The organism is Pseudomonas sp. PH1b, assembly GCF_000633395.1.
Classification (GTDB): domain Bacteria; phylum Pseudomonadota; class Gammaproteobacteria; order Pseudomonadales; family Pseudomonadaceae; genus Aquipseudomonas.
Genome location: NZ_AYMU01000002.1, coordinates 589,771 through 616,131, shown reverse-complemented (window position 1 = coordinate 616,131; position 26,361 = coordinate 589,771). Strand labels below are relative to the sequence as shown.

General features: G+C 66.0%; 13 protein-coding genes. 9 read left to right on the top strand and 4 right to left on the bottom strand.

Features of this window, described 5'->3' with window-relative positions; genetic code table 11:
- Window positions 1–45 precede the first annotated feature (45 nt).
- Window positions 46–13,065: a non-ribosomal peptide synthetase gene (locus U873_RS0105380; RefSeq protein ID WP_025127260.1), complete on the bottom strand. Its 13,020-nt coding sequence runs from the start codon at window positions 13,063–13,065 to the stop codon at window positions 46–48.
- A 373-nt stretch (window positions 13,066–13,438) separates the two neighbouring features.
- Between U873_RS0105380 and U873_RS0105375 the strand changes: the two genes are divergently transcribed.
- A complete protein-coding gene (locus U873_RS0105375; protein ID WP_025127259.1) occupies window positions 13,439–13,987 on the top strand; it encodes an RNA polymerase factor sigma-70 in 549 nt (182 codons plus the stop codon).
- Between the two features lie 36 nt (window positions 13,988–14,023).
- Here U873_RS0105375 and U873_RS0105370 read toward each other — a convergent pair whose 3' ends face one another.
- The 3 genes from U873_RS0105370 to U873_RS0105360 form a co-directional block, all read right to left on the bottom strand.
- The gene (locus tag U873_RS0105370; RefSeq protein WP_025127258.1) at window positions 14,024–14,380 is read right to left on the bottom strand and encodes a hypothetical protein; all 357 of its coding nucleotides are present in this window, start codon (window positions 14,378–14,380) and stop codon (window positions 14,024–14,026) included.
- Between the two features lie 94 nt (window positions 14,381–14,474).
- Complete coding sequence (locus U873_RS0105365) at window positions 14,475–15,269, bottom strand: ABC transporter substrate-binding protein (RefSeq protein ID WP_025127257.1); 795 nt, start codon at window positions 15,267–15,269, stop codon at window positions 14,475–14,477.
- Between the two features lie 96 nt (window positions 15,270–15,365).
- Window positions 15,366–15,989 carry a TetR/AcrR family transcriptional regulator gene (locus tag U873_RS0105360; protein ID WP_025127256.1) on the bottom strand — a complete coding sequence of 208 codons (624 nt, stop codon included), beginning with the start codon at window positions 15,987–15,989 and terminating at the stop codon, window positions 15,366–15,368.
- Between the two features lie 186 nt (window positions 15,990–16,175).
- On the opposite strand from U873_RS0105360, the gene U873_RS0105355 reads away from it, so the two are divergent.
- From U873_RS0105355 to U873_RS0105320, 8 genes are all read left to right on the top strand, one after another.
- Window positions 16,176–17,966, top strand: coding sequence for an acyclic terpene utilization AtuA family protein (locus tag U873_RS0105355; protein WP_025127255.1), 1,791 nt, complete (start codon window positions 16,176–16,178; stop codon window positions 17,964–17,966).
- A 10-nt stretch (window positions 17,967–17,976) separates the two neighbouring features.
- Complete coding sequence (locus U873_RS0105350; protein ID WP_025127254.1) at window positions 17,977–18,846, top strand: SDR family oxidoreductase; 870 nt, start codon at window positions 17,977–17,979, stop codon at window positions 18,844–18,846.
- Between the two features lie 3 nt (window positions 18,847–18,849).
- Entirely contained in the window at window positions 18,850–20,466 is a 1,617-nt protein-coding gene (atuC, locus tag U873_RS0105345; RefSeq protein WP_025127253.1) for a geranyl-CoA carboxylase subunit beta, read from the top strand.
- Window positions 20,467–20,507: 41 nt separating this feature from the next.
- The gene (atuD, locus tag U873_RS0105340) at window positions 20,508–21,665 is read left to right on the top strand and encodes a citronellyl-CoA dehydrogenase (protein WP_025127252.1); all 1,158 of its coding nucleotides are present in this window, start codon (window positions 20,508–20,510) and stop codon (window positions 21,663–21,665) included.
- A complete protein-coding gene (locus tag U873_RS0105335) occupies window positions 21,665–22,459 on the top strand; it encodes an enoyl-CoA hydratase/isomerase family protein (RefSeq protein ID WP_218188923.1) in 795 nt (264 codons plus the stop codon). Before atuD ends, U873_RS0105335 begins: the two co-directional genes overlap by 1 nt.
- A 56-nt stretch (window positions 22,460–22,515) precedes the next feature.
- Entirely contained in the window at window positions 22,516–24,471 is a 1,956-nt protein-coding gene (locus tag U873_RS0105330; RefSeq protein ID WP_025127250.1) for an acetyl/propionyl/methylcrotonyl-CoA carboxylase subunit alpha, read from the top strand.
- Between the two features lie 106 nt (window positions 24,472–24,577).
- A complete protein-coding gene (locus U873_RS0105325) occupies window positions 24,578–25,552 on the top strand; it encodes an Ldh family oxidoreductase (RefSeq protein WP_025127249.1) in 975 nt (324 codons plus the stop codon).
- Window positions 25,553–25,761: 209 nt separating this feature from the next.
- Window positions 25,762–26,304 (top strand): exonuclease domain-containing protein, encoded by a 543-nt coding sequence (locus tag U873_RS0105320; RefSeq protein WP_025127248.1) that lies wholly within the window; start codon window positions 25,762–25,764, stop codon window positions 26,302–26,304.
- The last annotated feature ends 57 nt before the right edge of the window (window positions 26,305–26,361 follow it).

The window sequence follows — 26,361 nt, the reverse complement described above, 5'->3', positions numbered from 1 at the left end:
GGAGTGAGGCGCAGCCTTTGGGGTGGCTGCGCCCGCCGCAAAAGCTTACAAGCCCTCCAACTCGGCCATCAGATCACTGAGCAGGTCGACCTTCTCCTCGCTGATCTCGCTCCCGGCCAAGCCGTCGATGTACGCGGCCAACTCCTGCACCGTGCTGCACTCGAACATGGCCCGCAGCGGTACGTTGCGTTGCAGGGTCTTCTGCACCCGCGAGGCGATCTGCGTGGCCAGCAGGGAATGCCCGCCCAACTCGAAGAAGTTGTCGCGCACGCCCACCCGCTCGACCTTGAGCACTTCGGCCCAGATGTCCGCCAGGGTCTGCTCCAGCTCGCTGCTCGGGGCCAGGTAGTCCTCGCTCTGCAACTGGCCGATCTCCAGGGCCGGCAGGGCCTTGCGATCGAGCTTGCCGTTGGCGTTGAGCGGCAGGCGCTCCAGCCACAGCCAGTGCAGCGGCACCATGTATTCCGGCAACTCGGCGCGCAGGCGCGGCTTGATTCGCTCCAGGCACTCGCTCGGGCTCAGGCTTGAGTCACTGGCGACCAGATAGCCCACCAGGTGCTTGCCGTTGGCCCCTTCCTGCACACCTACGGCGGCATCGCGGATTTCCGGCTGTTCGTGCAGGCGCGCTTCGATCTCGCCCAGTTCGATGCGGTAGCCGCGGATCTTCACCTGATGGTCGATGCGGCCGACGTATTCCAGCACGCCGTCGCTGCGCCGACGTGCCAGGTCGCCGGTGCGGTACAGGCGTTCGCCCGCAGCACCGAACGGATGGGGCACGAAGGCAAGCGCAGTGCGCAACGGGTCGCTGACATAGCCACGGCCGACCCCGGTGCCGGCCACGCACAACTCGCCCACCGCGCCCAGGGGCACCAGCTCCAGGGCGTCGTCCATCAGGTACAGCAGGTTGTTGTCGGTGGGCGTGCCGATGGGCAGGTAGGCGCCACGGGTCGAGGCCATATCGACACGGAAGAAGGCCACGTCATCGGAGCATTCCGCCGGACCGTAGGCATTCACCAGGCCGATCTGTGGATAACGCAGCAGCCACTGGTGCGCCAGCTCGGGGGGCATGGCCTCGCCGGTGGGCAGCATCCAGCGCAGGCCATCCAGGGCGATGGCGTCCTGGGCGAGCATGCCCTGGATCAACGACGGCACGCTTTCCAGCACGCTGATGCCCTGCTCCTCGACGTGGGCCAGGAGGCCCTGGGGATCGTGAGCAATGGTGTTGGGCACGATGTCCACCCGGGCGCCGAACAGCGGCGCGGCGAGGAACTGCCAGACCGAAATGTCGAAGCTCTGGGAGGCGGTCTGGGCGATCACGTCGGCCTCGCTCAGTTGCAGGTACGGCACCTTGCTCAGCTGGTTGTTGAGCATGCCGCGCTGCTCCACCATCACGCCCTTGGGCAGGCCGGTGGAACCTGAGGTGTAGATCACATACGCGAGGTTGTCCGGCGCGCTGTAGCGTCCCGGGTTGCTCTCGGCGTGCCCGGCGGCTTGCAGCTCTTCCCAGACCAGCAGCCGCGGACGGCCGGCGCAGCCGAATTCATCCAGCAGGGCCTGGGCCTGGTCGCGACAGGCCGCGGTGCACACCAGCAGCGGCGTGCGGCTGAGCTCGATGATGCGGCCCAGGCGCTGGCTCGGCAGGCCCGGGTCCAGGGGCAGGTAGCCGGCCCCGGCCTTGAAGCTGCCGATGATCATGCCCAGCAGTTCCAGGCCGCGCTCGGCCAGCAAGGCCACCGGTTGATCAAAGCCCACGCCGTTGGCGATCAAGGCATGCCCGAGGCGGTTGCTGCAGCGGTTCAATTCGGCATAGCTGTAGCGCTGATCCAGGCAACTGGCGGCAATACGTTGCGGATGGGCCGCCACCTGGGCCTCGAACAGCTCCACGTAACTGCGCTCCAGCGGGTACTCATGGGCGCTCTGGTTGCAGCCGGCCAGCAGGAAGTCCTGCTCCTCTGCGCCCAGCAGCGGCAGCTCGGCCATGTCGCCATGGAAGCCCTGCATAAGGGCCAGCAGCAGGCGCTTGAACTCACCGAGCATGCGCTCGATGGTCGCCTGCTCGAAGTAGCGCTGGTCATAGGACAGGTGCAGGCCCAGGTCATCCCCCGGGTAGCACACCGCGGTAATCGGGAAGTTGGTGTGGGTACGGCCGGAATCCGAACTGGCGTTCAGGCTCTGGGCACGGTCCAGCACCGAGACTTCCACCGGCGCGTTCTCGAACACGAACAGGCTGTCGAACAGCGGCTGGCCCTTGGGCAGCTCGCTGGTTTCCTGGATCGCCACCAGCGGCAGGTACTCGTACTCGCGCAGTTGCATGTTGCTGTCGAGCAAGCCGCTGAGCCACTGGCGCACGCTGCAGCGCTGGCCATCTTCCGGCAGCTTGACCCGCAGGGCGATGCTGTTGATGAACAGGCCGACGGTGCGTTGCATCTCCGGCATTTCCACTGGGCGCCCGGCCACGGTGACCCCGAACAATACGTCGCGATCGCCGCTCATGCGCCGCAGCACCAGGGCCCAGGCCGCCTGGGCGAAGGTGTTGATGGTCAGCTGATGCTGCTGCGCCAGCTCGCGCAGTTGCGCACCGTCCCGGGCATCGAGGCGGGTGTAGCAGTCGCCGACAACCATGCCGCCGCTGTCACCGGCGTGTTCGCGCAGGAACGGCCGGTCGCTGGGGATCGGCGTGGTGCGTTCAAAACCTTGAAGGTTCTGCCGCCACCACTGCCGCGCCTCGGCCAGGCTCTGGTGCTGCAGCCAGCCGATGTAGTCGCGGTAGCGCGGCGGCACCGCCAGCTGCGCCTCGCGGCCTTCGCCCAGGGCGGTGTAGATCTCGAAGAAGTCGTTCATCAGCAAGGAGCGGCACCAGGCATCGATGAGGATGTGGTGGTTGCTCATCATGAACCAGTAGCGCGCGGCGCCGACGCGGATCAGCCGCAGGTGGAACGGTGCCTGGCTGAGCAGATCGAAACCGGCTTCGCGTTCCTCTTTGTGCAAGGCTTGCAGCTTGGGTTCCTGCTCGGCCTCGGGTACAGCGCTCCAGTCGAGGAACTCGACCGGGGTGCTGCCTGGCTTGTGGATAACTTGCAGCATGTCTTCGCCGACGTTCCAGCAGAAGGACGCGCGCAGGGCCTCGTGACGCGCCACCACTGCCTGCCAGGCCTGGGCGAAACGCTGCGGGTCCAGCTCGCTGTTGATGCGGTAGCGGTCCTGCATGTAGTAGAGGCCGGTGCCCGGCTCCAGCAGGGTGTGCAACAGCATGCCCTCCTGCATCGGGGTCAGCGGGTAGACGTCCTCGATCTGCGCCGCCGGCACCGGCAGGGCATCGAGCTGGGCCTGGGTCAGGCGCGCCAGGGGGAAGTCCGACGGCGTCAGGCCACCGGCATCGTCCTTCAGGCAATGGGCGATCAGGCTTTGCAGCTCGCCGAGGTAGGCGCTGGCCAGTTCGCCGATTAGCTCGGCATCGAAACGTTGGCTGCTGTAGGTCCAGCGCAGCACCAGTTCGCCGCCATAGACCTGGCTGTCGATGCTCAACTCGTTGGGCAACGGTGCTTCAGGTGCGTGGGCCGGGCCGACGGATTCATCCAGCGGGCGCAGCAACGCATCGGCGCCAAAACTCTGATCGAACTGCCCCAGGTAGTTGAAGGTCACCGGTGCCAGCGGCAACGCCGCCAGGGCCTCGCGGCAGCTTTCATCCGCCAGGTAGCGCAGCACGCCATAACCCAGGCCCTTGTGCGGCACGCCGCGCAGTTGTTCCTTGATGGCCTTGATCGAGGCGCCCTGCCCGGCTGCTTCTTCCACCTGCAACGGGGTCAGGCGCAGCGGATAGGCGCTGGTGAACCAGCCCACGGTGCGGGTCAGGTCGATCTCGTCGAACAGCGCTTCGCGGCCATGGCCTTCCAGTTGCACCAGGGCCGAAGGCTGCCCGCTCCAGCGGCACAGCACCCGGGCCAGGGCGGTCAGCAGCAGGTCGTTGACCTGGGTGCGATAGGCCGCCGGGGCCTGTTGCAGCAGCTGGCGGGTGCGCTCGGCATCCAGGGTCACGCTGTGGCTGCGGGCCTGCTGATGCTGCTGGCTGCCGGCGGCATTCAGGCCCGGCAGTTGTGCGGCCGGGCCAGCCAGTTGCTGCTGCCACCAGCCGAGTTCTTCACGCAGGGATTCGCTGCCGGCATAGGCCTGCAGGCGGCTCGACCAATCGCGCAGGGCGCTGGTCTTGGCCGGCAGGTTCATGGCCTGCCCGGCTTGCAGTTGGCGATAGGTGTTCTGCAGGTCTTCCAACAGCACCCGCCAGGACACGCCGTCCACCACCAGGTGATGGATGGCCAGCAACAAGCGTTGCTCGCCTTCCGGGCCGTCCACCAGCACGGCCCGCAGCAGCGGCCCGTGTTCCAGGTCGAGGCTGCGCTGGGCGTCGGCGAACAGCGCCTCGCAGGTGGCCATGGACGGCACCCGCACTTGCCACAACAACGGGGCATCGGACAGCGGCAGGTACTCGGCGCGCCACTGGCCGCCGACCTGGTTGAAGCGCAGGCGCAGGGCGTCGTGCTGCTCCACTACCGCTAGCAGCGCCTGCTCCAGCAGTGGGGCATCCAGGGTACTCAGCGGCTCCAGCAACAAGGCTTGGTTCCAGTGCTGGGGCTGGGGAATGGCGCTGTCGAAGAACCAGTGCTGGATCGGCGTCAGCGGCGCTTCGCCACTGAGCTGGCCCTGCTCGGCGCTGATGCGCTGGCTGTGGCTGGCGACCCGCGCCAGGGTCTGCACGGTCTGGTGCTGGAACAGATCACGCGGGGTGAAATGGATTCCCAGCTGGCGAGCGCGGCTAACCACCTGGATCGACAGGATCGAGTCGCCCCCCAGTTCGAAGAAGTTGTCGTTGAGGCCCACTTGCTGCACGTTCAGCACCTCGCCCCAGACCCCGGCCAGGGTCTGCTCCAGGGCGTTGCTCGGCGCCACGTAGTGCTGGCGGTTGAGCTCCGGGTCCGGCAATGGCAGGGCCCGACGGTCGAGCTTGCCGTTGGCGGTCAGCGGCATGCTGGCCAGCAGGATCAGGTGGGTCGGCACCATGTAGTCCGGCAGCTGGGTTTTCAGCTGTTGCTTGAGGGCTTCGCGCAGGTTGGCCTGTTGCACTTCATTCTGCTCGGCGACCTCGGTCACCAGGTAACCGGCCAGCTGTTTGCCGGCCGGGGTGTCCAGGGCCAGCACCACCGCCTCGCGCACCGCTGGATGATCCAGCAGGCGGGTTTCGATTTCCCCCAGCTCGATGCGGAAACCACGGATCTTCACTTGATGGTCGACCCGGCCGATGTACTCCACCTGGCCGTCGGCGCACTGGCGCACCAGGTCGCCGGTGCGGTACAGACGTCCGCCATCAGTGGTGAACGGGTCGGCGACAAAACGCTCGGCGCTCATCCCCGGACGACGGTGGTAACCCTGGGCCAGGCCGGCGCCGCCGACATACAGCTCACCGGTGGCGCCTTGCGGCACCAGGGCCAGATCGGCATCGAGAATGTAAGCCACCCGGGCCCCGACGATGCTGCCGATGGGCACGCTGGCCACGCCTTCGGCCAACTGCTGCGGCGCCAGGCTGGCCAGGGGCATGACCACGGTTTCGGTGGGGCCGTAGGCGTTGAAGAACAGGCTCGGCTGGAAGGCCGCGCGGATGCGCTGCAGGTGCTCGCCGGTCAGGGCCTCGCCGCCGGTGATGCACATGCGCACCGGCAGGGTCTGCTGCTGGGTCGCCAGATGCTGGGCCAACTGGCTGCCGTAGCTCGGGGTGAAACCAAGGATGCTGATGCGGTGCTGACGGATCAGCTGGCAGATTTCCTCGGCGTCCCACTGGCCCTGGGCCCGCAGCACCACCTGGGCGCCGCTGAGCAGCGGCACCAGCAGACGCTCGGTGGCGGCGTCGAAGTTGATGGAATAAAAGTGCAGCTCGCAATCGTCCGGACGCATGCCGAAACGGCGGATCACCGCCTGGCAGTGCATGGCGATTTCCCCGTGGGACACCACCACGCCCTTGGGCTGGCCGGTGGAACCGGAGGTGTAGATCAGGTACGCCTGGTGCTGGGGCAGGCTGATGAACGGCAGCTCGCTGGCCGGGTAGTCGGCCAGCAGCGCGCCGTCCTCCTCCAGGCACCAACGACCGACACCCGCCGGCAACTCGCCCAGGGCGGCAAACATCCGCGCATCGCTGAGCAGCAGGCCGATGCCGCTGTCCTCGATCATGTAGTGCAGGCGGTCCAGGGGATATTCCGGGTCCAGGGGCACGTAGGCGCCACCGGCCTTGAGGATCGCCAGCAGGCCGACGACCATGTCCAGGGAGCGCTCCAGGGCCAGGCCGACCCGCACCTGCGGGCCCACGCCGCGCTCGCGGAGCATCCAGGCCAGGCGGTTGGCGCGGCTGTCCAGCTCGCTGTAGCTCAGGGTCTGCCCGGCAAAGGTCAGGGCCGGGGCGTCCTTGCGAACCAGGGCCTGCTCGCTGAACAGGTGGTGGATGCACTGGTCCAGGCGTTGCTCGCCGGGCTCCACACTCAAGCTGTCGAGCAGTTGTTGCTGTTCCTCGGCTTGCAGCAACGGCAACTCGCACAGGCGCTGTTGCGGGTCATTGAGCAAGGCTTCCAGCAGGTTGCGCCAATGGTCGGCCATGCGTGCAATGCGCGGCTCGTCGAACAGGTCGGTGCTGTAGGTCAGGCAGCAACCCAGGCGCTGATCCAGGTCGGTGACTTCCAGGTTGAGGTCGAACTTGGTGGCCCGGGCATCGTTGACCAGGTATTCCACGGTCATGCCCGCCAGTTGCCGGCTTTGCTGGAACTCCCAGCGCTGGACGTTGCACATCACCTGGAACAGCGGGTTGTAGGCGGTGCTGCGGGGCGGTTGCAGCGCTTCCACCAGATGGTCGAACGGCAGGTCCTGGTGCGACTGGCCCTCGATCACGGTGTGGCGTACCTGCTCCAGCAACTGGCCGACGCTCATCTGCCCGTCAAGCTGGCAACGCAGTACCTGGGTGTTGAGGAAGGCACCGATCAGCCCTTCGCTCTCCGGGCGGATGCGGTTGGCCACCGGCGCACCGATGCGCAGGTCGGTCTGGCCGCTGTAGCGGTACAGCAGCAGCGACAGCGCCGCGGTCATGGTCATGAACAGGGTCAGGCCGTGCTCGGCATTGAAGGCCCGCACCCGGGCCGCCAGCTGGTCGCTCAAGTCGAAGCGGTACAGCTCGCCCTGGTGGCTTTGCACCGCCGGCCGTGGTCGGTCGCTGGGCAGTTCCAGCAATGGATGTTCGCGGCCCAGTTGCCCGGTCCAGTAGTCCAGCTGGCGCTGGCGCTCGCCGGCTTCCAGCCACTGACGCTGCCACACGCTGTAGTCCAGGTACTGCACCGGCAAGGGTTCCAGGGGCGACTCGCGGTCGTCGAGGAAGGCTTCGTACAGCGCGCCCAGTTCCCGGGCGAAGATGTCCATGGCCCAGCCTTCGGTGACGATGTGGTGCAGGGTCAGGACGAAGTAGTGCTCCTGCTCGCCAGCCTTGACCAGGCAGGCGCGCAGCAGCGAACCGGTCTCCAGGTCGAAGGGCTGGTGCGCCTCGCTGTCGGCCAGTTGCTGCAGGCGGCTCTGGCGGGCATCGGCGGCCAGGGCCGAGAAATCCTTCCAGGCCATGCGCAGGCCGGTGTCGGCATGCACCCGTTGCTGGGCCACGCCGTTGACACTGGGAAAGGTGGTGCGCAGGGTTTCATGGCGCAAGATCAGCGCCTGCAGCGCCGCCTCGAAGCGGCCCACGTCCAGCACGCCAGAAAGGCGCGCCATGCCACCGACGTTGTAGGCCGGGCTGTCGGGCTCCATCTGCCAGAGGAACCACATGCGCTGCTGGGAATAGGACAGCGGCACCGGCTGGCTGCGGTCGACCCGGGCAATCGGCGGTTGCTGGTTGCGCGCGCCGGACTCCTGGATCAGCAGCACCTGTTCGGCAAAGGCCCCCAGTTCACTGGCTTCGAACAATGCCCGCAGCGGCAGCTCGACATCGCAGGCCTGGCGGGTGCGGGAAATGATCTGGGTGGCCAGCAGGGAATGCCCGCCCAGGGCAAAGAAATCATCCTTGAGGCCGATGCGCGGCTGGCCCAGCACTTCACGCCAGATGGCGGCGATCTGCTGTTCCAGCTCGGTGCTCGGCTCGATGTGCTCGCGCACTTGCCATTGCGGCTCCGGCAGGGCCCGGCGATCCAGCTTGCCACTGGGGCTCAGGGGCATGACCTCCAGGCGCACCAGTTGCGCCGGCACCATGTATTCCGGCAGCTCGGCGGCCAGGGCGGCTTTCAGTCGCTGGTTCTGCGCCTCGGCTTCCTCGTCGTCGGCACTGGCGGTGTAGTAGCCGATCAGTTGCGCGCCGGCCACGGTCTGCCGTACCTGGACCGCAGCCTGGGCCACACCCTCTTGGGCCAACAGGCGGGCTTCGATTTCCTGTGGCTCGACGCGAAAGCCCCGCAGCTTGACCTGCTGGTCGAGGCGCCCGAGGTATTCCAGGGCCCCGTCGGCACACCAGCGCACACGGTCGCCGGTGCGGTACAGGCGCGCGCCCTGCGTGCTCAGCGGATCAACCACAAAGCGTTCGGCAGTCATGGCCGGGCGGCCCAGGTAACCCCGGGCCAGGCCCAGGCCGCTGATGCACAACTCGCCAGGCACGCCGACCGGCAGCGGGTTGAGCTCGGCATCGAGTACCCGGCACACCACGTTGCCCAGAGGGCGGCCGATGGGCGAACGCTCGCCATCATGGGTGGAGCAGTGCCAGTGGGTGACGTTGATCGCGGTTTCGGTCGGACCGTAGCGGTTATGCAGCTGGATGTTGGGCAGTTGCTCCAGCACCCGGTTGCGCAGTTCGGCAGGCAGCGCCTCGCCACCGGAGAACACTCGGCGCAGGCTGTGGCAATCGGCGCTCAACGGCTCTTCGACGAACAGTTGCAACAGCGGCGGCACGAAATGCAGGGTGGTCACCCCGTGCTCCTGCACCAGATGGGCAATGCGATGAGGGTCGCGGTGCTCGCCAGGGGCGGCGATCAGCAAGCGGCAGCCGGTGATCAGCGGCCAGAAGCACTCCCACACCGACACATCGAAACTGATCGGAGCCTTCTGCATCAGCACGTCATCGGCTTGCAGCTGGTAGCTGTCCTGCATCCACTGCAAACGCTCCGCCAGGGCGCTGTGGGTGTTGCCCACGCCCTTGGGCTGGCCGGTGGAGCCGGAGGTGTAGATCACGTACGCCAGGTTGTCGCCATGCAGGTGCAGGCCCGGCGCGTGGCTCGGCCAGCTGTCGAGCTTGAGGCTGTCCATGGCGATGGCGCTGACCCCTTCGGCCTCGGGCAGTTGGGCCAGCAGGTGGGTCTGGGTCAGCAGCAGTTGCACGCCGCTGTCACTGAGCATGTAGGCCAGGCGTTCGGCCGGGTAGTCCGGGTCCAGGGGCACGTAGGCGCCGCCGGCCTTGATGATCGCCAGCAGGCCGATCAGCAGTTGCGGCGAGCGTTCGGCGGCGATGGCCACGCACACGTCCGGGCCCACGCCCTTGTCCCGCAGGTAATGGGCCAGGCGGTTGGCCTGGGCATGCAGTTCGGCAAAGCTCAACTGACCGCCCTCCCAGACCAGCGCGGTGCGCTCCGGGGTCTGGCGCAGCTGTTCGTGAAGCAGGTACGGCAGCCAGTGTTCGGCAACCGCGCCAGGCGCCACGCCCCACTCCTGCAGCTGTGCCGTTTCGCTCTTGGCCAGCAGCGGCAAATCCCCCAGGGCGCTGTCCGGCTGTTGGCAGGCGTGTTCCAGCAAGCTGACAAAGTGCTGGGCCAAACGCTCGATGGTGCTGGCGTCGAACAGCTCGTCGGCGTAGTCGAAGGCCAGGCTCAGGCGGCCATTGCGATCTTCCTCGCTGTGCAGTTGCAGGTCGAACTTGGCCTCGCGGCTGTGCCACGGCAGCTCTTCGGCCAGCAGGCCGGGCAAGCGGCGCAAGGCGCCGAGGTCACGCTGCTGGTGGTTGAACATGACCTGGAACAGGCCTTGCTCGCGCGCCTCGGGGAAGGCTTCCAGCAACTGTTCGAACGGCAGGTCCTGGTGAGCCTGGGCTCCCAGGGCGGCGGTGCGGGTCTGTTGCAGCCGTTCGGCGAAGGACTGGCGCGAGTCCAGTTGGCCGCGCAGCACCTGGGTGTTGATGAAGAAGCCCAGCAGGCCCTGGGTTTCCAGGCGCGGGCGGTTGGCATTGGGCACGCCGATGCGGATATCGGTGAGCCCGCTGTAGCGGTGCAGCAAGGTCTGGAACGCCGCCAGCAACAGCATGAAGGGCGTGGCCTGCTGGGCCTGGGCGCTCTGGCGCACGGCTTCGCTGAGGCTCGCGCTCAGGCGCAGGCTGTGGCGCGCCGCGCTGTGCTTGAGTTGCGCGGAACGCGGATGGTCGGTGGCCAGGCTGAGGACCGGTGCCTCATCGGCCAGTTGCTGCTTCCAGTAATCCAGCTGGCGCTGGCCCTCGCCCTGGGCCAGCCACTGGCGCTGCCAGCTGCCGTAGTCGGCGTATTGCAGGCTCAGCGGCGCCAGCTCCAGGGCCTGGCCCTGGGCGGCTGCGGCGTAGAGCCGGGAGAATTCGTCGATCAGCACATTCAGCGACCAGCCGTCAGCGATGATGTGATGCAAGGTCAGCAGCAACTGGTGCTCGTCGTCATCCAGGCGCACCAGGGTCGCCCAGTACAGCGGGCCTTGCTCCAGGTCGAACTGGGTGTGGGCTTCATCCTCGCGGATCTGCCGGGCCCGGGCTTCGCGCTCGGTGGCGGGCAGGTCGCTGAGGTCGATGACTTGCAGGTTGAATTCAGCAGCCGGATCCACCTGCTGCAGGGCCTGGCCATCGCGCTCGAAGAAACGCGTGCGCAGGGCTTCATGGCGCTGGAGCAGGTGCTGGAAGCTAGCGCGCAGGGCGTCTTCGTCTAGTTCGCCGCGCAGGCGCAGGCCGCCGGGTATGTTATAGGCGCTGCTGTGTGGGTCCAGTTGCCAGGTAATCCACAGGCGGTTCTGTGCCAAAGATTGCGGCAGGGCCTGCTGGCGCGACAGCGCATTGATGCTGCCCTGGGCCACGCCGCCGTCCTGCTGCTGACGGGCCACTGCGGCGGTGAAGGCTGCCAGGGTCGGGGCTTCGAACAACAGGCGCAGGCCCAGCTCCAGGCCCAGCGCTTCACGCAGGCGGGCCATCACCTGAGTGGCGGCGATGGAGTTGCCGCCCAGCAGGAAGAAATGATCGTCCCCCGCCACCGAGGCGCATTGCAGTTGCTCCTGCCAGATGCCGGCGATCAGGCTTTGCAGTTCGTCGCCAGCAGCCTGATCGGTGCCGGACGGCTCACGGGTGGATGCATCCGGGAACAGCGCGTAGTAATCCAGGCTGCCATCGGCCAGGCGAGTGCGGCAGGCAGAACGCTGCAGCTTGCCGCTGGAGGTCTTTGGCAGCGCACCGGGGTTGAGCAGCACCACCACACTGGGGGCTTCCTGGCAGGCTTCGGCCACGGCCTGGCGGATGGCCTTGATCAGCGCCTCCGGGGGCAGGATCTTCTGCACGCTGCGGCTGATCTCCGCGGCGATGCCGATGCCTTCCTGGCCCTGGTCGGTGACCGCGAAGGCCGCCACCCGCCCCTTGCGCACCACTTCCACTTCGCGCTCGATGGTCTTTTCGATGTCCTGGGGATACAGGTTGTGCCCGCGCACGATCAGCAGGTCCTTGAGGCGCCCGGTGATGTACAGCTGGCCGTCGCGCATGAAGCCCAGGTCGCCGGTACGCAGCCAGGTACGACCGGCGTGCTGAACGAAAGACTTGGCCGTGGCCTCGGGGTTGCGCCAGTAACCATGGGCAATGCTTGGACCAGCAGCCCAGACTTCGCCGATGTGGTTGTCAGGCAATTCGCTCAGTTGCTGCGGATCCATCACCAGCACCGCGTGCTCCGGCTGACTGAAGCCGCAGCTCATCATCGCGCTACCCGATCCTGGCTCGGCGCGGTTCTGCGCCAGGGCCTGGTCATCCAGGTGCAGCGCCGGGATGCCCTGGCCGCGCACGCCTCCGGCGACGAACAAGGTGGCTTCGGCCAGGCCATAGGAGGCCAGGAAGTTGTCCGCGGTAAAACCGCAGGCATCGAACTTCTCGGCGAAGCGTTCCAGGGTGTCGAGGCGGATCGGCTCGGAACCGGAATAGGCCACGCGCCAGCGGCTCAGGTCGAGGCGTTCCAGGGCTGACTCGCTGACCCGTTCGCTGCACAGGCGGTAGGCGAAATCCGGGCCGCCGCTGATGGTGCCGCCGTATTGGCTGATCGCTTCCAGCCAGCGCAGTGGCCGAGCAAGGAAATAAGCCGGCGACATCAGCACGCAGGGCACGCCACTGAAGATCGGCTGCAGCAGGCCGCCGATCAGGCCCATGTCGTGGTACAGCGGCAGCCAGCTGACGATCACGTCATCGGGGTTGATGTCGATACCGAAGCCGCGACGGATCAGCAGTTCGTTGGCCACCAGGTTGCCGTGGCTGACCTGCACGCCCTTGGGCAAGGCGGTGGAACCGGAGGTGTATTGCAGGAAGGCGATGTCGTCGTCCTGCAGGTCCACGGCGCGCCACTGCGCGGCCAGACCGGCGTCCAGGCTGTCCACGTACAACAGCTGCGGCGCGCCCTCGGCCTTGAGCTCGTCCATCTGCAACAGGGAATCGCCGAGCCCGCTGCTGGTCAGCAGCAGGCGCGGCTCGGCGTCGGCGATGATCGAGATCAGGCGCTCCTGGTGATGACGGCGGGTGGACTCCGGTGGATAGGCCGGCACAGCGATCACGCCCGCGTACAGGCAGGCAAAAAACGCCGCGACATAATCCGGGCCACTGGGAAACAACAGCACGGCGCGATCACCCAATGCAGCATTGGCCTGCAAGGCGGCGGCAATGCTACGCGCGCGAAGATCCAGGTCCCGGTAACTCAGGACCACGCTCTGATCCTGCTCTTCGGCAAGAAAGCGCAGGGCCACTTTATCGGGGGTCTGCACCGCCCGGCGTTGCAGGGCTTGGGCCAGGGTGCTGGGGAGTTCGAACGCGTCCGTCATGGGGTTTCCTGCCAGGAGAGTGCATGCAATGGAGATCGGGCCCTGCTCTGCCATAACGTCATTAACTATCGATAAATCAAATAGTTATAAGAACGTCACAGGCATCCGGAGGGCGCCGTGGCCGGGCCTGCTGCCCGGAATCTTTCTCCAATGAGAACGGATGACGTCTTGAAATAATTAGTCCTCATCCTGGCCCTGAAGCCCTGATCCGGCCCATGAACGAGCAGCCGCTCTCAATCTGCACTAACGGAGAGCATTAGTTCTTTTTCTCAATTGACAATCATTATCATTCAGCCTAATTTGTCGCTCGATGTGTAGGACGGATCTGAATTTTCTGTCGTCCCACTTACCTCTTTGCAACAAGGTGATTTCCATGACGGAACAAGTATCCACAAGCAGGTGCGATTCACCGTTACTCCAGGCCTTTGTCGACAACCGCCTGATCCTGGTCAAAATCGCGGCCCGAATTACCGGCTGCCGATCCCGGGCTGAAGATGTGGTTCAGGATGCCTTTTTCCGTCTGCAGTCAGCGCCGCAGATCACCTCCTCGTTCAAGGCTCAGCTCAGCTACCTGTTCCAGATCGTGCGCAACCTGGCCATCGACCACTACCGCAAGCAGGCACTGGAACAGAAGTATTCAGGCACTGAAGAGGAAGGCTTGAATGTGGTCATTCACGGCGCCTCACCTGAAACCTCCCACATGAATTTCTCGACCCTGGAAAACATCGCCGATGCGCTGACCGAGCTGCCCAGCCGCACGCGTTATGCCTTCGAGATGTACCGCCTGCACGGCGTGCCGCAAAAGGACATCGCCAAGGAACTCGGGGTCTCGCCGACCCTGGTGAACTTCATGATCCGCGATGCCTTGGTGCATTGCCGCAAAGTTTCGGGCAACCGTCCCGACACCTTCGCCCGCCGCTGATCAGCGACACCCTGCAACAACCGGCTTGAACGCTGTTCACAGCTCAAGCAGGCCACTCTGGCCAAGTACCCGCAACGCTGCGCGTTTGTGCGACAGATCGAATTCCTGCTGGCAGTACCGACAACGGTCATGAGCAGCACAGGCCGGCGTGTGGGTAAGTGCTTTTGGCCACTCGGTACCCGGCGGGTCCAGATACAGGGCGTGCACTTGCGCCGAGAGCCAGAAGGCCATCCGGTCCTGGTGCGCGGCTGCGACGGCCTGGGGGTCCATGGGCGCCGCTTGCCCCCTGACGCCCAACAGTTCGAACAGCACCTGGCGCGCCGCGCGCCCATCGGCACTGGCGGCCAGGCCGGCCGACAGGGCCTCGACACTCAGCGGATTCACAAGGGACATGGCAAGGCTCACCGTCGGTTAGGCATTCAACCAAGTGACGTGGGCCGGGACGGGAAATTTAGCCCGCTGCCGTGCGGGCAAGTTGAAACCGGCCTCAGGCGCGAGGCACGGCCATGACCACGATGCGGTAGGGGTCGAAGATCTTCAGCAATTGACCGTTGTCCCGCAGCTTTTGCAGGAGCCCGGCGAAGTCCCTGGCACTGATGGGCGACTTGGGGCGGATCAGGGTGAAGTGGTGGTAGACCTGATCGATCCGCTCGGAGATCAGCAACCGGTCGGCGCTCTCGGCATTGCGCGCCAGAAAGTCGCTGAGGTAGGAACGGGTCACCAGGGCGATGTCCGCCCTGCCCCGCAGCACCATCAGCAGGTTGCTGTCGTGGGAATAGGTCAGCGTGGCGTTGTAGGTGTCGGCCAGGTACTTGGGGTCGGCATTGAACTGGGCGAAGGCATAGTGATAGCCGCTGAACAGCGCCAGGCGCTTGCCGGAAAGGTCGCTGAAGTAGTCCTGCTGGCGGCTCGGCTGGCGCTGGGCAACGAAAATCTCTGCATCCTCCAGGCCCATGTCGACACTGGTGTGCTCGATGTTCTGCCAGCCCCAGGCCGGATTCTCAAAGATCGCCAGGTCTACCCGACCTTGTTCGAAATCGCGAAAACGCCGGGGGATCGAGGTCGGTACCAGAACGAACTGGTAGTCGTCCTGGGACTGGTTCAGGGCTTCCACCAGTTGCGGCAGCAAACCGGTATCGGCACCGGTTTCAGGACGCACGGTATAAGGCGGAAAATGCGCCGCGGCGACCCGCACCAGTTGCGCCGAAGAGGCCGGACAGAGCCAAAGTGTTGCCAGCGCCAGCAAGAGCATTCGCAAGGCTGACCGCAGCGGCAGGAACATCAAGGCAACACACCTCGGACAAATGAAAAGGAATGCCGTAAAGCTAGGCGCTTTCAGGCGCTTCGACAATGCAGCGGGTCATATTTACACAGCCGGTCAATGCTCCTTGAGCACCAGCAGCAAGGCCTCTTGTGCCAACTGCTCCAGTGTCAGGCTGCCCTGGGCGCGAAACCAGGTGGTGGTCCAGGACAGGGCGCCGGTCAGGAAGCGCCGGGTGATGAACACATCGCCCTTGATGAACCCGGCATCCTTGGCCTCTCCCAGCACCTGCAGCCAGATCTGCTCGTAGATGTCCCGCAGCGCCAGAACCGCCGCCTGGCCCTCTGGCGAAAGCGAGCGCCACTCATAGACCAGCACCGCCATGGCTTCGCCACTGCCGCCCATGATCGACTGCAATTCGCAGCGGATCAGTGCCAGCACCCGCTCGCGCACGCTGCCAGCCTCGGCCAGTTCGGCACGCATCAGCGCGGTGTTGTAATGGATGGTCTCCTGCATCACGGCCCGCAGGATGTCGTCCTTGCTCTTGAAGTGATGAAAGATGCTGCCGGATTGAATGCCTACCGCGCCGGCCAGGTCACGCACCGTGGTGCGCTCGTAACCCTTGTTGCGAAACAGGTGCGCGGCGGTCTGCAACAGCTTGCCCCGGGCACTCTCGGGGTCGGTCACTTGCCCGCTGGCGATCAGCTCGCGCACGACCTGCAAGGCTTTTTGCTCGTCCACCGGTGTTCTCCTACAGTCACATCGATCAATAGCTGAGCCTAACCCGCAATACCGGCTATGGCGCGCGCAATTTAAGCCCCTCACCGCCACCAAGCAAGCGCTTGGGCAGAAGAATCCATTGGCCCATTTACAAACCAAGCGCTTGCTTGGTAGCCTCCTCGCAGTTCTTTCCTCGAGAGCCCTGTCATGACCAAGACCGTAAGAATCGGCTGCGCCAGCGCCTTCTGGGGCGACACCAGCAGCGCCGCCGGGCAATTGGTAGAAGGCGGCCACCTGGATTACCTGGTGTTCGACTACCTGGCCGAGATCACCTTGTCGATCATGGCCGGGGCCCGCATGAAGGACCCGGCTCAGGGATATGCCACGGACTTCATCGAGGTGCTCAGGCCCCTGCTGGCGTCGATCCATCAGCAGGGAGTGCGGGTCATCAGCAACGCCGGCGGGGTCAACCCACAGGCCTGTGCCCGAGCGCTACAGGCCGCCTGCGAGCAGGCCGGGGTGCCACTGAAGATCGCCGTGCTGCTGGGGGACGACCTGCAACCGCAGTTCAAGCAACTGAGCGACGGCGCAATCGAGGAGATGTTCAGCGGCGCACCGCTGCCGCCGATGTGCGTCTCGATCAACGCCTACCTCGGTGCCCCCGGCATCGTCGAGGCCTTGCGCCTGGGCGCGGATATCGTGATCACCGGGCGCGGCGTCGACAGCGCCGTGGTCAGCGCCGCCCTGGTGCATGAGTTCGCCTGGTCCTGGCAGGATTACGACCGCCTGGCCCAGGCCGCCCTCGCCGGGCACATCATCGAATGCGGTGCCCAGTGCAGCGGTGGCAACTTCACCGACTGGCGCGAGGTGCCGGACTACGAGCACATAGGTTTTCCCATTGTGGAAGTCGGCGCCGACGGCCACTTCGTCGTCAGCAAGGTCGCGGGAACCGGCGGGCTGATCAGCCCACTGACGGTGGGTGAACAACTGCTGTACGAAATCGGCAACCCACAGGCTTATCTACTTCCTGATGTGGTGTGCGACTTTTCCCAGGTTGAACTGCATCAACAAGGCCCGAATGCCGTGGGCGTCCAGGGCGCCCGGGGCCTGCCCCCCAGCCACCAGTACAAGGTCAGCGCCACCTACCCGGACGGTTTCCGCTGCACTGCCAGTTGCCTGATGGCCGGCATCGACGCGGTGGCCAAGGCGCGCCGGGTCAGCCAGGCGATCATCGACAAGACCGGCGAAATGTTCACCCAGCGCGGTTGGGGTCCCTACAGCGAAGTGAACATCGAGTTGCTGGGCAGCGAGGCCACCTATGGCCCCCATGGCCGGCGCCAGGACAGCCGCGAAGTGGTGATCAAGCTCGCCGTGCGCCACCCGAACAAGGCCGCCCTGGTGCTGTTTTCCCGGGAGATCGCCCAGGCCGCCACTGGCATGGCCCCGGGGCTGACCGGGATCGTCGGCGGACGGCCGACGGTGTACCCGGTGATTCGCCTGTTCTCCTTCCTGCTGGCCAAGGACGCCTGCCGATTGGAGATCGATTTCGCCGGCCAGCGCCACCCCTGCCCCTTGCCCGCGGAGCACGAGACGCAGGCCTGCGCCCTGCCCGCTGCGCACCCGCTGCCCACGCCCCAGGGCCGCCCGGATGCTAGCGTGCCCCTGATGAAACTGGCGGTGGCGCGCTCCGGCGACAAGGGCAACCACAGCAACATCGGCGTGCTGGCGCGCCACCCCGACTACCTGCCCTGGATCGCCGAGGCGCTGACCCCCGAAGTGCTGGTGGACTGGATGGGGCATGTGCTCGACCCCATCCACGGCCGGGTGCAGCGCTGGTACCTGCCGGGCACCCACAGCCTCAACTTCCTGCTGGAAAACGCCCTCGGCGGTGGGGGGGTCGCCAGCCTGCGCATCGACCCGCAGGGCAAGGCCTTCGCCCAGCAGTTGCTGGAAATCCAGATCCCGGTGCCCCAGCGCATCGCCGACGCCGTCAACTAAAGGAGCTGCCGTGGTGTACGACTCGATCTTCAAAGCGCAACTGTTCGCCGGCCAGACCATCCTCGTCACCGGCGGCGGCAGTGGCATCGGCCGCTGCACCGCCCATGAGCTCGCCGCCCTGGGTGCCCAGGTGCTGCTGGTGGGACGCAAGGCGGAAAAACTGCAAAAGGTCGCCGGCGAGATTGCCGAGGACGGCGGCAAGGCCGACTGGCAAGCCTGCGACATTCGCGACGAGGAAGCGGTCAAGGCCCTGGTCGGCCAACTGATCGAGCGCTTTGGTCCGATTCATGGCCTGGTGAACAACGCCGGCGGCCAATACCCCGCGCCCCTGGCCTCGATCAACCAGAAGGGTTTCGAGACCGTGCTGCGCACCAACCTGGTGGGCGGCTTCCTGATGGCCCGGGAAGTGTTCAACCAATCCATGAGCCGGCACGGCGGCAGCATCGTCAACATGCTCGCCGACATGTGGGGCGGCATGCCCGGCATGGGCCACTCCGGCGCCGCGCGCTCGGGGATGGACAACTTCACCAAGACCGCCGCCTACGAATGGGGCCATGCCGGGGTGCGGGTCAATGCCGTGGCGCCGGGCTGGATCGCTTCCAGCGGCATGGACACCTATGAAGGCGCGTTCAAGGCGGTGATCCCCACCCTGCGCGAGCATGTGCCGCTCAAGCGCATCGGCACCGAGTCGGAGGTCAGCGCGGCCATCGTCTTCCTGCTCAGCCCCGGCGCAGCCTTTATCAGCGGCAGCACCCTGCGCATCGACGGCGCCGCCAGCCTGGGCAGCCGCGCCTGGCCCCTGGGCAAGGCGCGCCACAGCGAGTCGTACAACGGCTTTCACCGCGCCTACCTGCCCGACGTACTCAAGGGCGAGGAATAATCCATGCCGGTGATCCAGTCCCAACTCGCCCCCCACAGCCCACAGTTCGCCCAGAATCGCCAGGCCATGCTGGCGGGCCTGCAACAGTTGCAGCACCTGCAGCAGAACCTCCTGGACAAGGCTGCCGAGGCCAAGGCCAAGTTCGACCAGCGCGGGCAGTTGCTGCCCCGGGAACGCCTCAACCTGCTGCTCGATCCGGGCGCGCCCTTTCTCGAACTGGCGGGCCTGGCCGGCTACAAACTGCACGACGACAAGGACGGCAGCCAGGCCGGCGGCGGCCTGATCGCCGGCATCGGTTACGTGTGCGGGGTGCGCATGCTGGTGGTGGCCAACAACAGCGCGATCAAGGGCGGGACCATTTCCCCCAGCGGCCTGAAAAAATCCCTGCGCCTGCAGCAGATCGCCATGGAGAACAAGCTGCCAGCGGTGACCCTGGCGGAAAGCGGCGGGGCCAACCTCAACTACGCCGCGGAAATTTTCGTCGAGGGGGCACGCAGTTTCGCCAACCAGGCGCGGATGTCGGCCATGGGCCTGCCACAGATCACGGTGGTCCACGGTTCGGCCACCGCCGGCGGCGCCTATCAGCCCGGGCTCTCGGACTACGTGGTGGTGGTGCGTGGCAAGGCCAAGCTGTTCCTTGCCGGGCCGCCGCTGCTCAAGGCCGCCACCGGTGAGGTGGCCACCGATGAAGAACTGGGGGGCGCCGAAATGCACGCCCAGGTGGCCGGCACCGCCGAGTACCTGGCAGAGAACGACGCCGACGGCATCCGCATCGTCCGCGAGATCGTCAGCCTGTTGCCATGGAACGCGCAGCTGCCGGTGCAACCGCCGCGGTCCTGGAACGAACCGCTGTACCCCATCGACGAGTTGCTGGGGCTGATTCCCGACGACCCGAAAAAACCCTATGACGCTCGGGAAATCGTCGCCCGCCTGGCGGACGGCTCGCAGTTCCTGGAGTTCAAGGGCGAGTTCGACGCGCAAACCCTCTGCGGTCACTTGCAGATCCAGGGCCGAGCCTGCGGCTTTATCGGCAACAACGGCCCGATCACTCCCCAGGGCGCAAGCAAGGCCGCGCAGTTCATCCAGCTGTGCGATCAGAGCCGTACCCCGCTGCTGTTCTTCCACAACACCACCGGGTTCATGGTGGGCACCGAATCGGAGCAGCAAGGGGTGATCAAGCACGGGGCGAAGCTGATCCAGGCGGTGGCCAATGCCCGGGTGCCGAAGCTGACCATCGTCGTCGGCGGCTCCTACGGGGCCGGCAACTACGCAATGTGCGGCCGAGGCCTGGACCCGCGCTTCATCTTCGCCTGGCCCAACAGCCGCACCGCAGTGATGGGCGGCGCCCAGGCTGGCAAGGTGCTGCGCATCGTCACCGAAGCCAAGCATGCGAAGAACGGCCAGGAGGCCGATCCGAAGATGCTCGACATGCTGGAGCAAGTCACCGCGCAGAAGCTCGACAGCCAGTCCACCGCCCTGTACGGCAGTGCCAACCTGTGGGACGACGGGCTGATCGATCCGCGGGACACCCGCACCCTGCTCGGTTACCTGCTGGACATCTGCCACGAGGCCGAGCAGCGCACCTTACAGCCCAACAGTTTCGGCGTGGCGCGTTTTTGACAGGGATTTACGCGGTCTGACCCAACTTCAGGAGAACAATAATGATCTTCACCCAGGAACACGAAGAACTGCGGCGCACGGTGCGCAATTTTGTCGACCGCGAAATCAACCCCCACGTCGAAGAATGGGAGAAAGCCGGGCGCTTCCCGATTCACGAGATTTTCCGCAAGGCCGGCGACCTCGGGCTGCTGGGCATCTCCAAGCCGGAAAAATTCGGCGGCATGGGCCTGGACTACAGCTATTCCATCGTCGCCGCCGAGGAATTCGGCACCATCCATTGCGGTGGCATTCCGATGTCCATCGGCGTGCAGACCGACATGTGCACCCCGGCCCTGGCGCGCTTCGGCTCCGATGAGCTGCGCGACGAGTTCCTGCGCCCGGCCATCAGCGGCGAGCAGGTCGGCTGCATCGGCGTCTCCGAAGTCGGTGCCGGCTCCGACGTCGCCGGGCTCAAGACCCACGCCCGCAAGGACGGCGACGACTACGTGATCAACGGCAGCAAGATGTGGATCACCAACTCCCCCAGCGCCGACTTCATCTGCCTCCTGGCCAACACCTCGGACGACAAGCCCCACGTCAACAAGTCGCTGATCATGGTGCCGATGAACACCCCCGGCATCAGCCTCAGCTCGCACCTGGACAAGCTCGGCATGCGCAGCTCGGAAACTGCCCAGGTGTTTTTCGACAACGTGCGGGTGCCCCAGCGCAACCGCATCGGCCACGAAGGCGCCGGCTTCATGATGCAGATGCTGCAGTTCCAGGAGGAGCGGCTGTTCGGCGCGGCCAACATGATCAAGGGCCTGGAGTACTGCGTCGACAGCACCATCGAGTACTGCAAGGAGCGCCGGACCTTCGGCAACCCGCTGATCGACAACCAGGTGATCCACTTCCGCCTGGCTGAGCTGGCCACCGAAATCGAGTGCCTGCGGGCCCTGGTGTACCAGGCCACCGAACAGTATGTGCGGGGCCAGGATGTGACCCGCCTGGCCTCGATGGCCAAGCTCAAGGCCGGACGCCTGGGCCGCGAGGTCAGCGACAGCTGCCTGCAGTACTGGGGCGGCATGGGCTTCATGTGGGACAACCCGGTGGCCCGGGCCTACCGCGACGTGCGCCTGGTGTCCATCGGCGGCGGCGCCGACGAGATCATGCTGGGGATCATCTGCAAGCTCATGGGCATTCTGCCGGGGAAGAAAAAATGATCAGCCTGCCCTCCTGCGAAACCCTGCTACTGGAAGCCGCCGGTGGCGTCCTGCGCATTACCCTGAACCGCCCCGACAGCCGCAACGCCATGAGCCTGCAGATGGTCGGCGAGCTGCGGGCAGTATTCGCTGCCGTACGCGACCAGCGCCGCCTGCGGGCGGTGCTGATCAGCGGCAGCGGCGGGCACTTCTGCGCCGGTGGCGATATCAAGGACATGGCCGCCGCCCGGGCCCATGGCAGCAGTGCCCATCGCACGCTGAACCGGGCTTTCGGCACCTTGCTGGAAGAGGCGCAACGCTTGCCCCAGGTGCTGATCTGCGTGCTTCAGGGCGCGGTCCTGGGTGGCGGTTTCGGCCTGGCCTGCGTCAGCGATATCGCCATCAGTGACGCCCAGGCCCAATTCGGCCTGCCGGAAACCAGCCTTGGCCTGCTGCCCGCGCAGATCGCCCCGTTCGTGGTCCAGCGCATCGGCCTGACCCAGGCCCGGCGCCTGGCCCTGACCTCCGTGCGTTTCGATGGCCGCGAAGCCGAGCGCCTGGGACTGGTGCACTTCGTCGAACACGGCGCGCCAGCCCTGGAGGAACGCCTGCAGCAGCAACTGGCCCAAGTGCTGCGCTGCGCACCCGGAGCCAACGCTGCCACCAAGGCCCTGCTCCTGGCCAGCGTCGAACAGCCCCTGGGGCCCTTGCTCGACCAGGCCGCCGAAGACTTCGCCAATGCGGTCACCGCAGAGGAAGGCATCGAGGGCACCCTGGCGTTCGTGCAAAAACGCAAGCCGGCCTGGGCCGGTTGACGCCTGCCAGCGGCCCATGCCCGCGTCGCCATCACACCGATTTCAGGGAGCCATCGATGCCCGCCTTCACCAAGATCCTGATTGCCAACCGTGGCGAAATCGCCTGCCGCATCCAGCGTACCGCCCAGGCCCTGGGCTATCGCACGGTGGCGGTGTTCAGCGACGCCGACGCCGATGCCCCGCATGTGCAGATGGCCGACGAAGCCGTGCACATCGGCCCCTCGGCAGTGCAACAGTCCTACCTCAACAGCGCGGCGCTCCTCGACGCAGCCCGGCGCAGCGGCGCCGATGCGATTCACCCGGGGTACGGCTTTCTTTCGGAAAACGCCGAGTTCGCCGCGGCCTGTGACAGCGCCGGCCTGGTGTTCATCGGCCCCAGCGCCGCGGCCATCGAATTGATGGGCAGCAAGCGTCGCTCCAAGCTCGCCATGCTCGAAGCCGGCGTGCCCTGCATCCAGGGCTACCAGGGCGAAGCGCAGGATGATCTCACCCTGCAGCGCGAGGCACAGCGCATCGGCTACCCGTTGATGATCAAGGCCAGCGCCGGGGGCGGTGGACGCGGTATGCGCCTGGTGCATCAACCGGAGCAACTGCTGGAGCACATCCGCACGGCACGCTCCGAAGCCCTGCATGCCTTCGGCAGTGATGAGCTGATCCTGGAACAGGCGCTGATCGAGCCGCGGCATGTGGAAATGCAAGTGTTCGGCGACCAGCATGGGCAACTGATCTACCTGGGTGAACGGGACTGCTCGATCCAGCGCCGACACCAGAAGGTCATCGAAGAGGCGCCCTGCCCGGTGATGACCGAGGCACTGCGCCAGGCCATGGGCGAGGCGGCCCTCAAGGCCGGACGCGCGGTGGATTATGTCGGCGCCGGCACCGTGGAGTTCCTGCTGGACGCCCGTGGGCAATTCTATTTCCTGGAGATGAACACTCGCCTGCAGGTGGAACACCCGGTCACCGAATTGATCACGGGCCTGGACCTGGTGGCCCTGCAACTGCAGGTGGCGGCCGGCGAACCCTTGCCGCTGTCCCAGGAACAAGTCGTGCTCAGAGGCCACGCCATCGAAGTGCGCCTGTATGCCGAGGACCCGGCGCAGAACTTCCTGCCACAGACCGGCCAGGTGCTGCGCTGGGAGCCCGCGCCCGGCGTGCGTACCGACCACGGCCTGCAGGAGGGCCAGTGGATCAGCCCGTTCTACGACCCGATGCTGGGCAAGCTGATCGCCCACGGTGCCACCCGCGAAGAAGCACGACGCAAGCTGCTGCGCGGGGTCGAGGACTGTGTGCTGCTGGGCCTTGAGAGCAACCGCCGGCTCCTGGCCAACCTGCTCAGGCATCCGCTGTTCGCCAGCGGCCAATTCAGCACCGCCTTCATCGCCGAACATTTCGCCGATGATCCGAGCCTGCAACCCCGGGTCCCCAGTGCCGAGGAGCTGGCCATCGCCGCTGCGCTCTTCTATCACCATAGCGCCAGCGCTCACGGCTCGACCCTACGCGGCTGGCGCAACCCGGCCAGCGTGCCGCTGGATTACCGCCTCGGCCTGAATGAGCAGCTGTGGTCACTGCAACTGAGCACTCAGGCATTGGGCCGGTTGCGGGTGCAGCAGGCAGAACAAGGCTTCGATCTCAAGGTACTGGGGGCCGACGGTCGCCGGACCACGCTGGAGATCAATGGGCTTCGCCGGCACTGCGCCTATCGACTGGAGGCCGGAGAGTTGTGGCTGAACAGCGCCAACGGCAGCCTGCACCTAGAGGACCGCACCCATGCCCCGGTACTGGGGCAGCAGGGAGTTCACAGCGGCACCCTCAAGGCGCCCATGGACGGGGCGATTGTCGACGTGCTGGTGAGCGAGGGCATGCGCGTCAGCAAGGGCCAGCTGTTGCTGGTGCTGGAAGCGATGAAGATGGAACACCCGCTCAAGGCCGGGATCGATGGGGTGATCACCCGGGTCCAGGTCAACCTGGGCGACCAGGTGAAGAACCGACAGATACTCGTGGAAGTGGAATAACCCGGCGCCAGGGCCCGATCGAACGAGCGGTTCCCCGAAGGAGCAGCTATATAGAAGTGCGGTGAGCCGACCGTTCCGGCCGGCGCCTGGCAGCAGGAGTATGAAGATGCGCTACAGCCCGGAACAGGCCCATCGGTTGGCACAGCGCCTGGCCGTGCGGGCCGGAGCCAGCCTTGCAGTGGCCGACTCATTGGCCGCCGCCACGGTAGCCGCCGAGCTCGCGGGGCGGCCGGCGCTGGGCTTCTGTCATCTGCTGGACTACCTCGGGGCCTTGCGCTGTGGACGAATCGCCGCCACGGTCGAGCCGCGCCTGGAGTTCCCGGCGCCGGCCCTGATTCGCCTGGACGCCCTCGGCGGTATCGCCCAACTGGGGTTCGACCGGGCCTTCGATGAACTGTGCCATCGCGCCAACCACTACGGCATCAGCCTGCTGGCCCAGCACAACAGCTATACCGCAGGCGAGCTCGGCTACTACACCCGACGCCTGGCCAATGCCGGGTTGGTGTGTTTTGCCGCCACCAACGGTCCGGCCCTGATGGGCACCGGCCATTGCCGGGAAGCGGTGTACTGCACCAACCCGCTGTCCTTTGCCGCTCCGGTCAGCGGCGACTCTGCGCTGGTGATCGACCAGGCCTCCAGCGCCACGGCTTTCGTCAACCTGCGCCAGGCCGCCGAGGACGGCACGCCGATTCCTCCCGACTGGGCGCTGGACCGCCACGGCCGCCCGACCACCGATGCCCGTGAAGCGATCAATGGCCTGCTGCTGGCCTTCGGCGGCGCGCGCGGGGCAAATATCGCGCTGATGGTCGAAGTGCTGGCTGCCGGATTGACCGGTGCCCACTGGTCGCTGGATGCCCCCTCCTTCACCGATGGCAGCCAGAGCCCCGGCGCCGGGTTGTTGATCATCGCCCTGCAGCCGCAGTTGCTGGCACAGGACTTCACCACACGCCTGGGCGAGCAGTTGCAGCGCCTGGCGGAAAAAGGCATTCATGTGCCCGGCCGGCAAGCTGGCAGCCCCGACATCGAGTTGGCCGACACCCTGCTCAATGAGCTGGAAAGCGCCTCCCATGACCCTGCCTGAGCCGTCCGCGCCATTCCATGCCTGGCGTGACGCCAGCTCGGTGGCCTCAGCCTTGCGCTCCCCTGGCCAACCTCGCTGACCGGGACCCGGCATTTTTCCGCGACCAGCGCCGAAGCAGGCCAGCCAACAAACCTCGACAGCCCCTAGGCGGATGCCTCGGCTTTGGCTACGCTCAAGCCTCATCAGGATGTCGAAGGCTGGAATTTGTGATGCCCCACTGGCTGGTAATAGATCTGGAAGCCACGACGGATGAAGGGGGCTGGCCGTTGAGCGAGATGGAAATCATTGAAATCGGCGCCACCCTGGTCAACCGCCAGGGCCGAGAACAAGACCACTTCCAGCGTTTCGTCCGACCCTTGCGCCGCCCCATGCTGACACCGTTCTGCCGCGAACTGACCCACATCACTCAGGCCAATATCGACAGCGCGGCTCCCCTGAGCGAGGTCTGGGCGCTGTTCGAACGCTGGCTGGGCCAGCATCAGCCACGCCTGGAAGGCTGGGCCAGCTGGGGTGACTACGACCGCCGGCAACTGCAACTGGAATGGCACAACCAGCAGTTGCACAGCCTGCTCAACGATGTCCCGCACATGAACCTCAAGCAGCGCTTCGCCAAGGCCCGGCGCCTGGAGCGGCCCCTGGGCCTGAACGCCGCGCTGCAACTGGCCGGCATGCAGTTCAATGGGCAACAGCATCGGGCCCTGGAGGATGCGCGCAATACGGCGCGCTTATTACCGTTGATTCTTCCCGGTTGATCTACGCCAGTAGCAGGTGACGGCCATTTGGGCCTTGTGCATACTGGCCGACCTTTT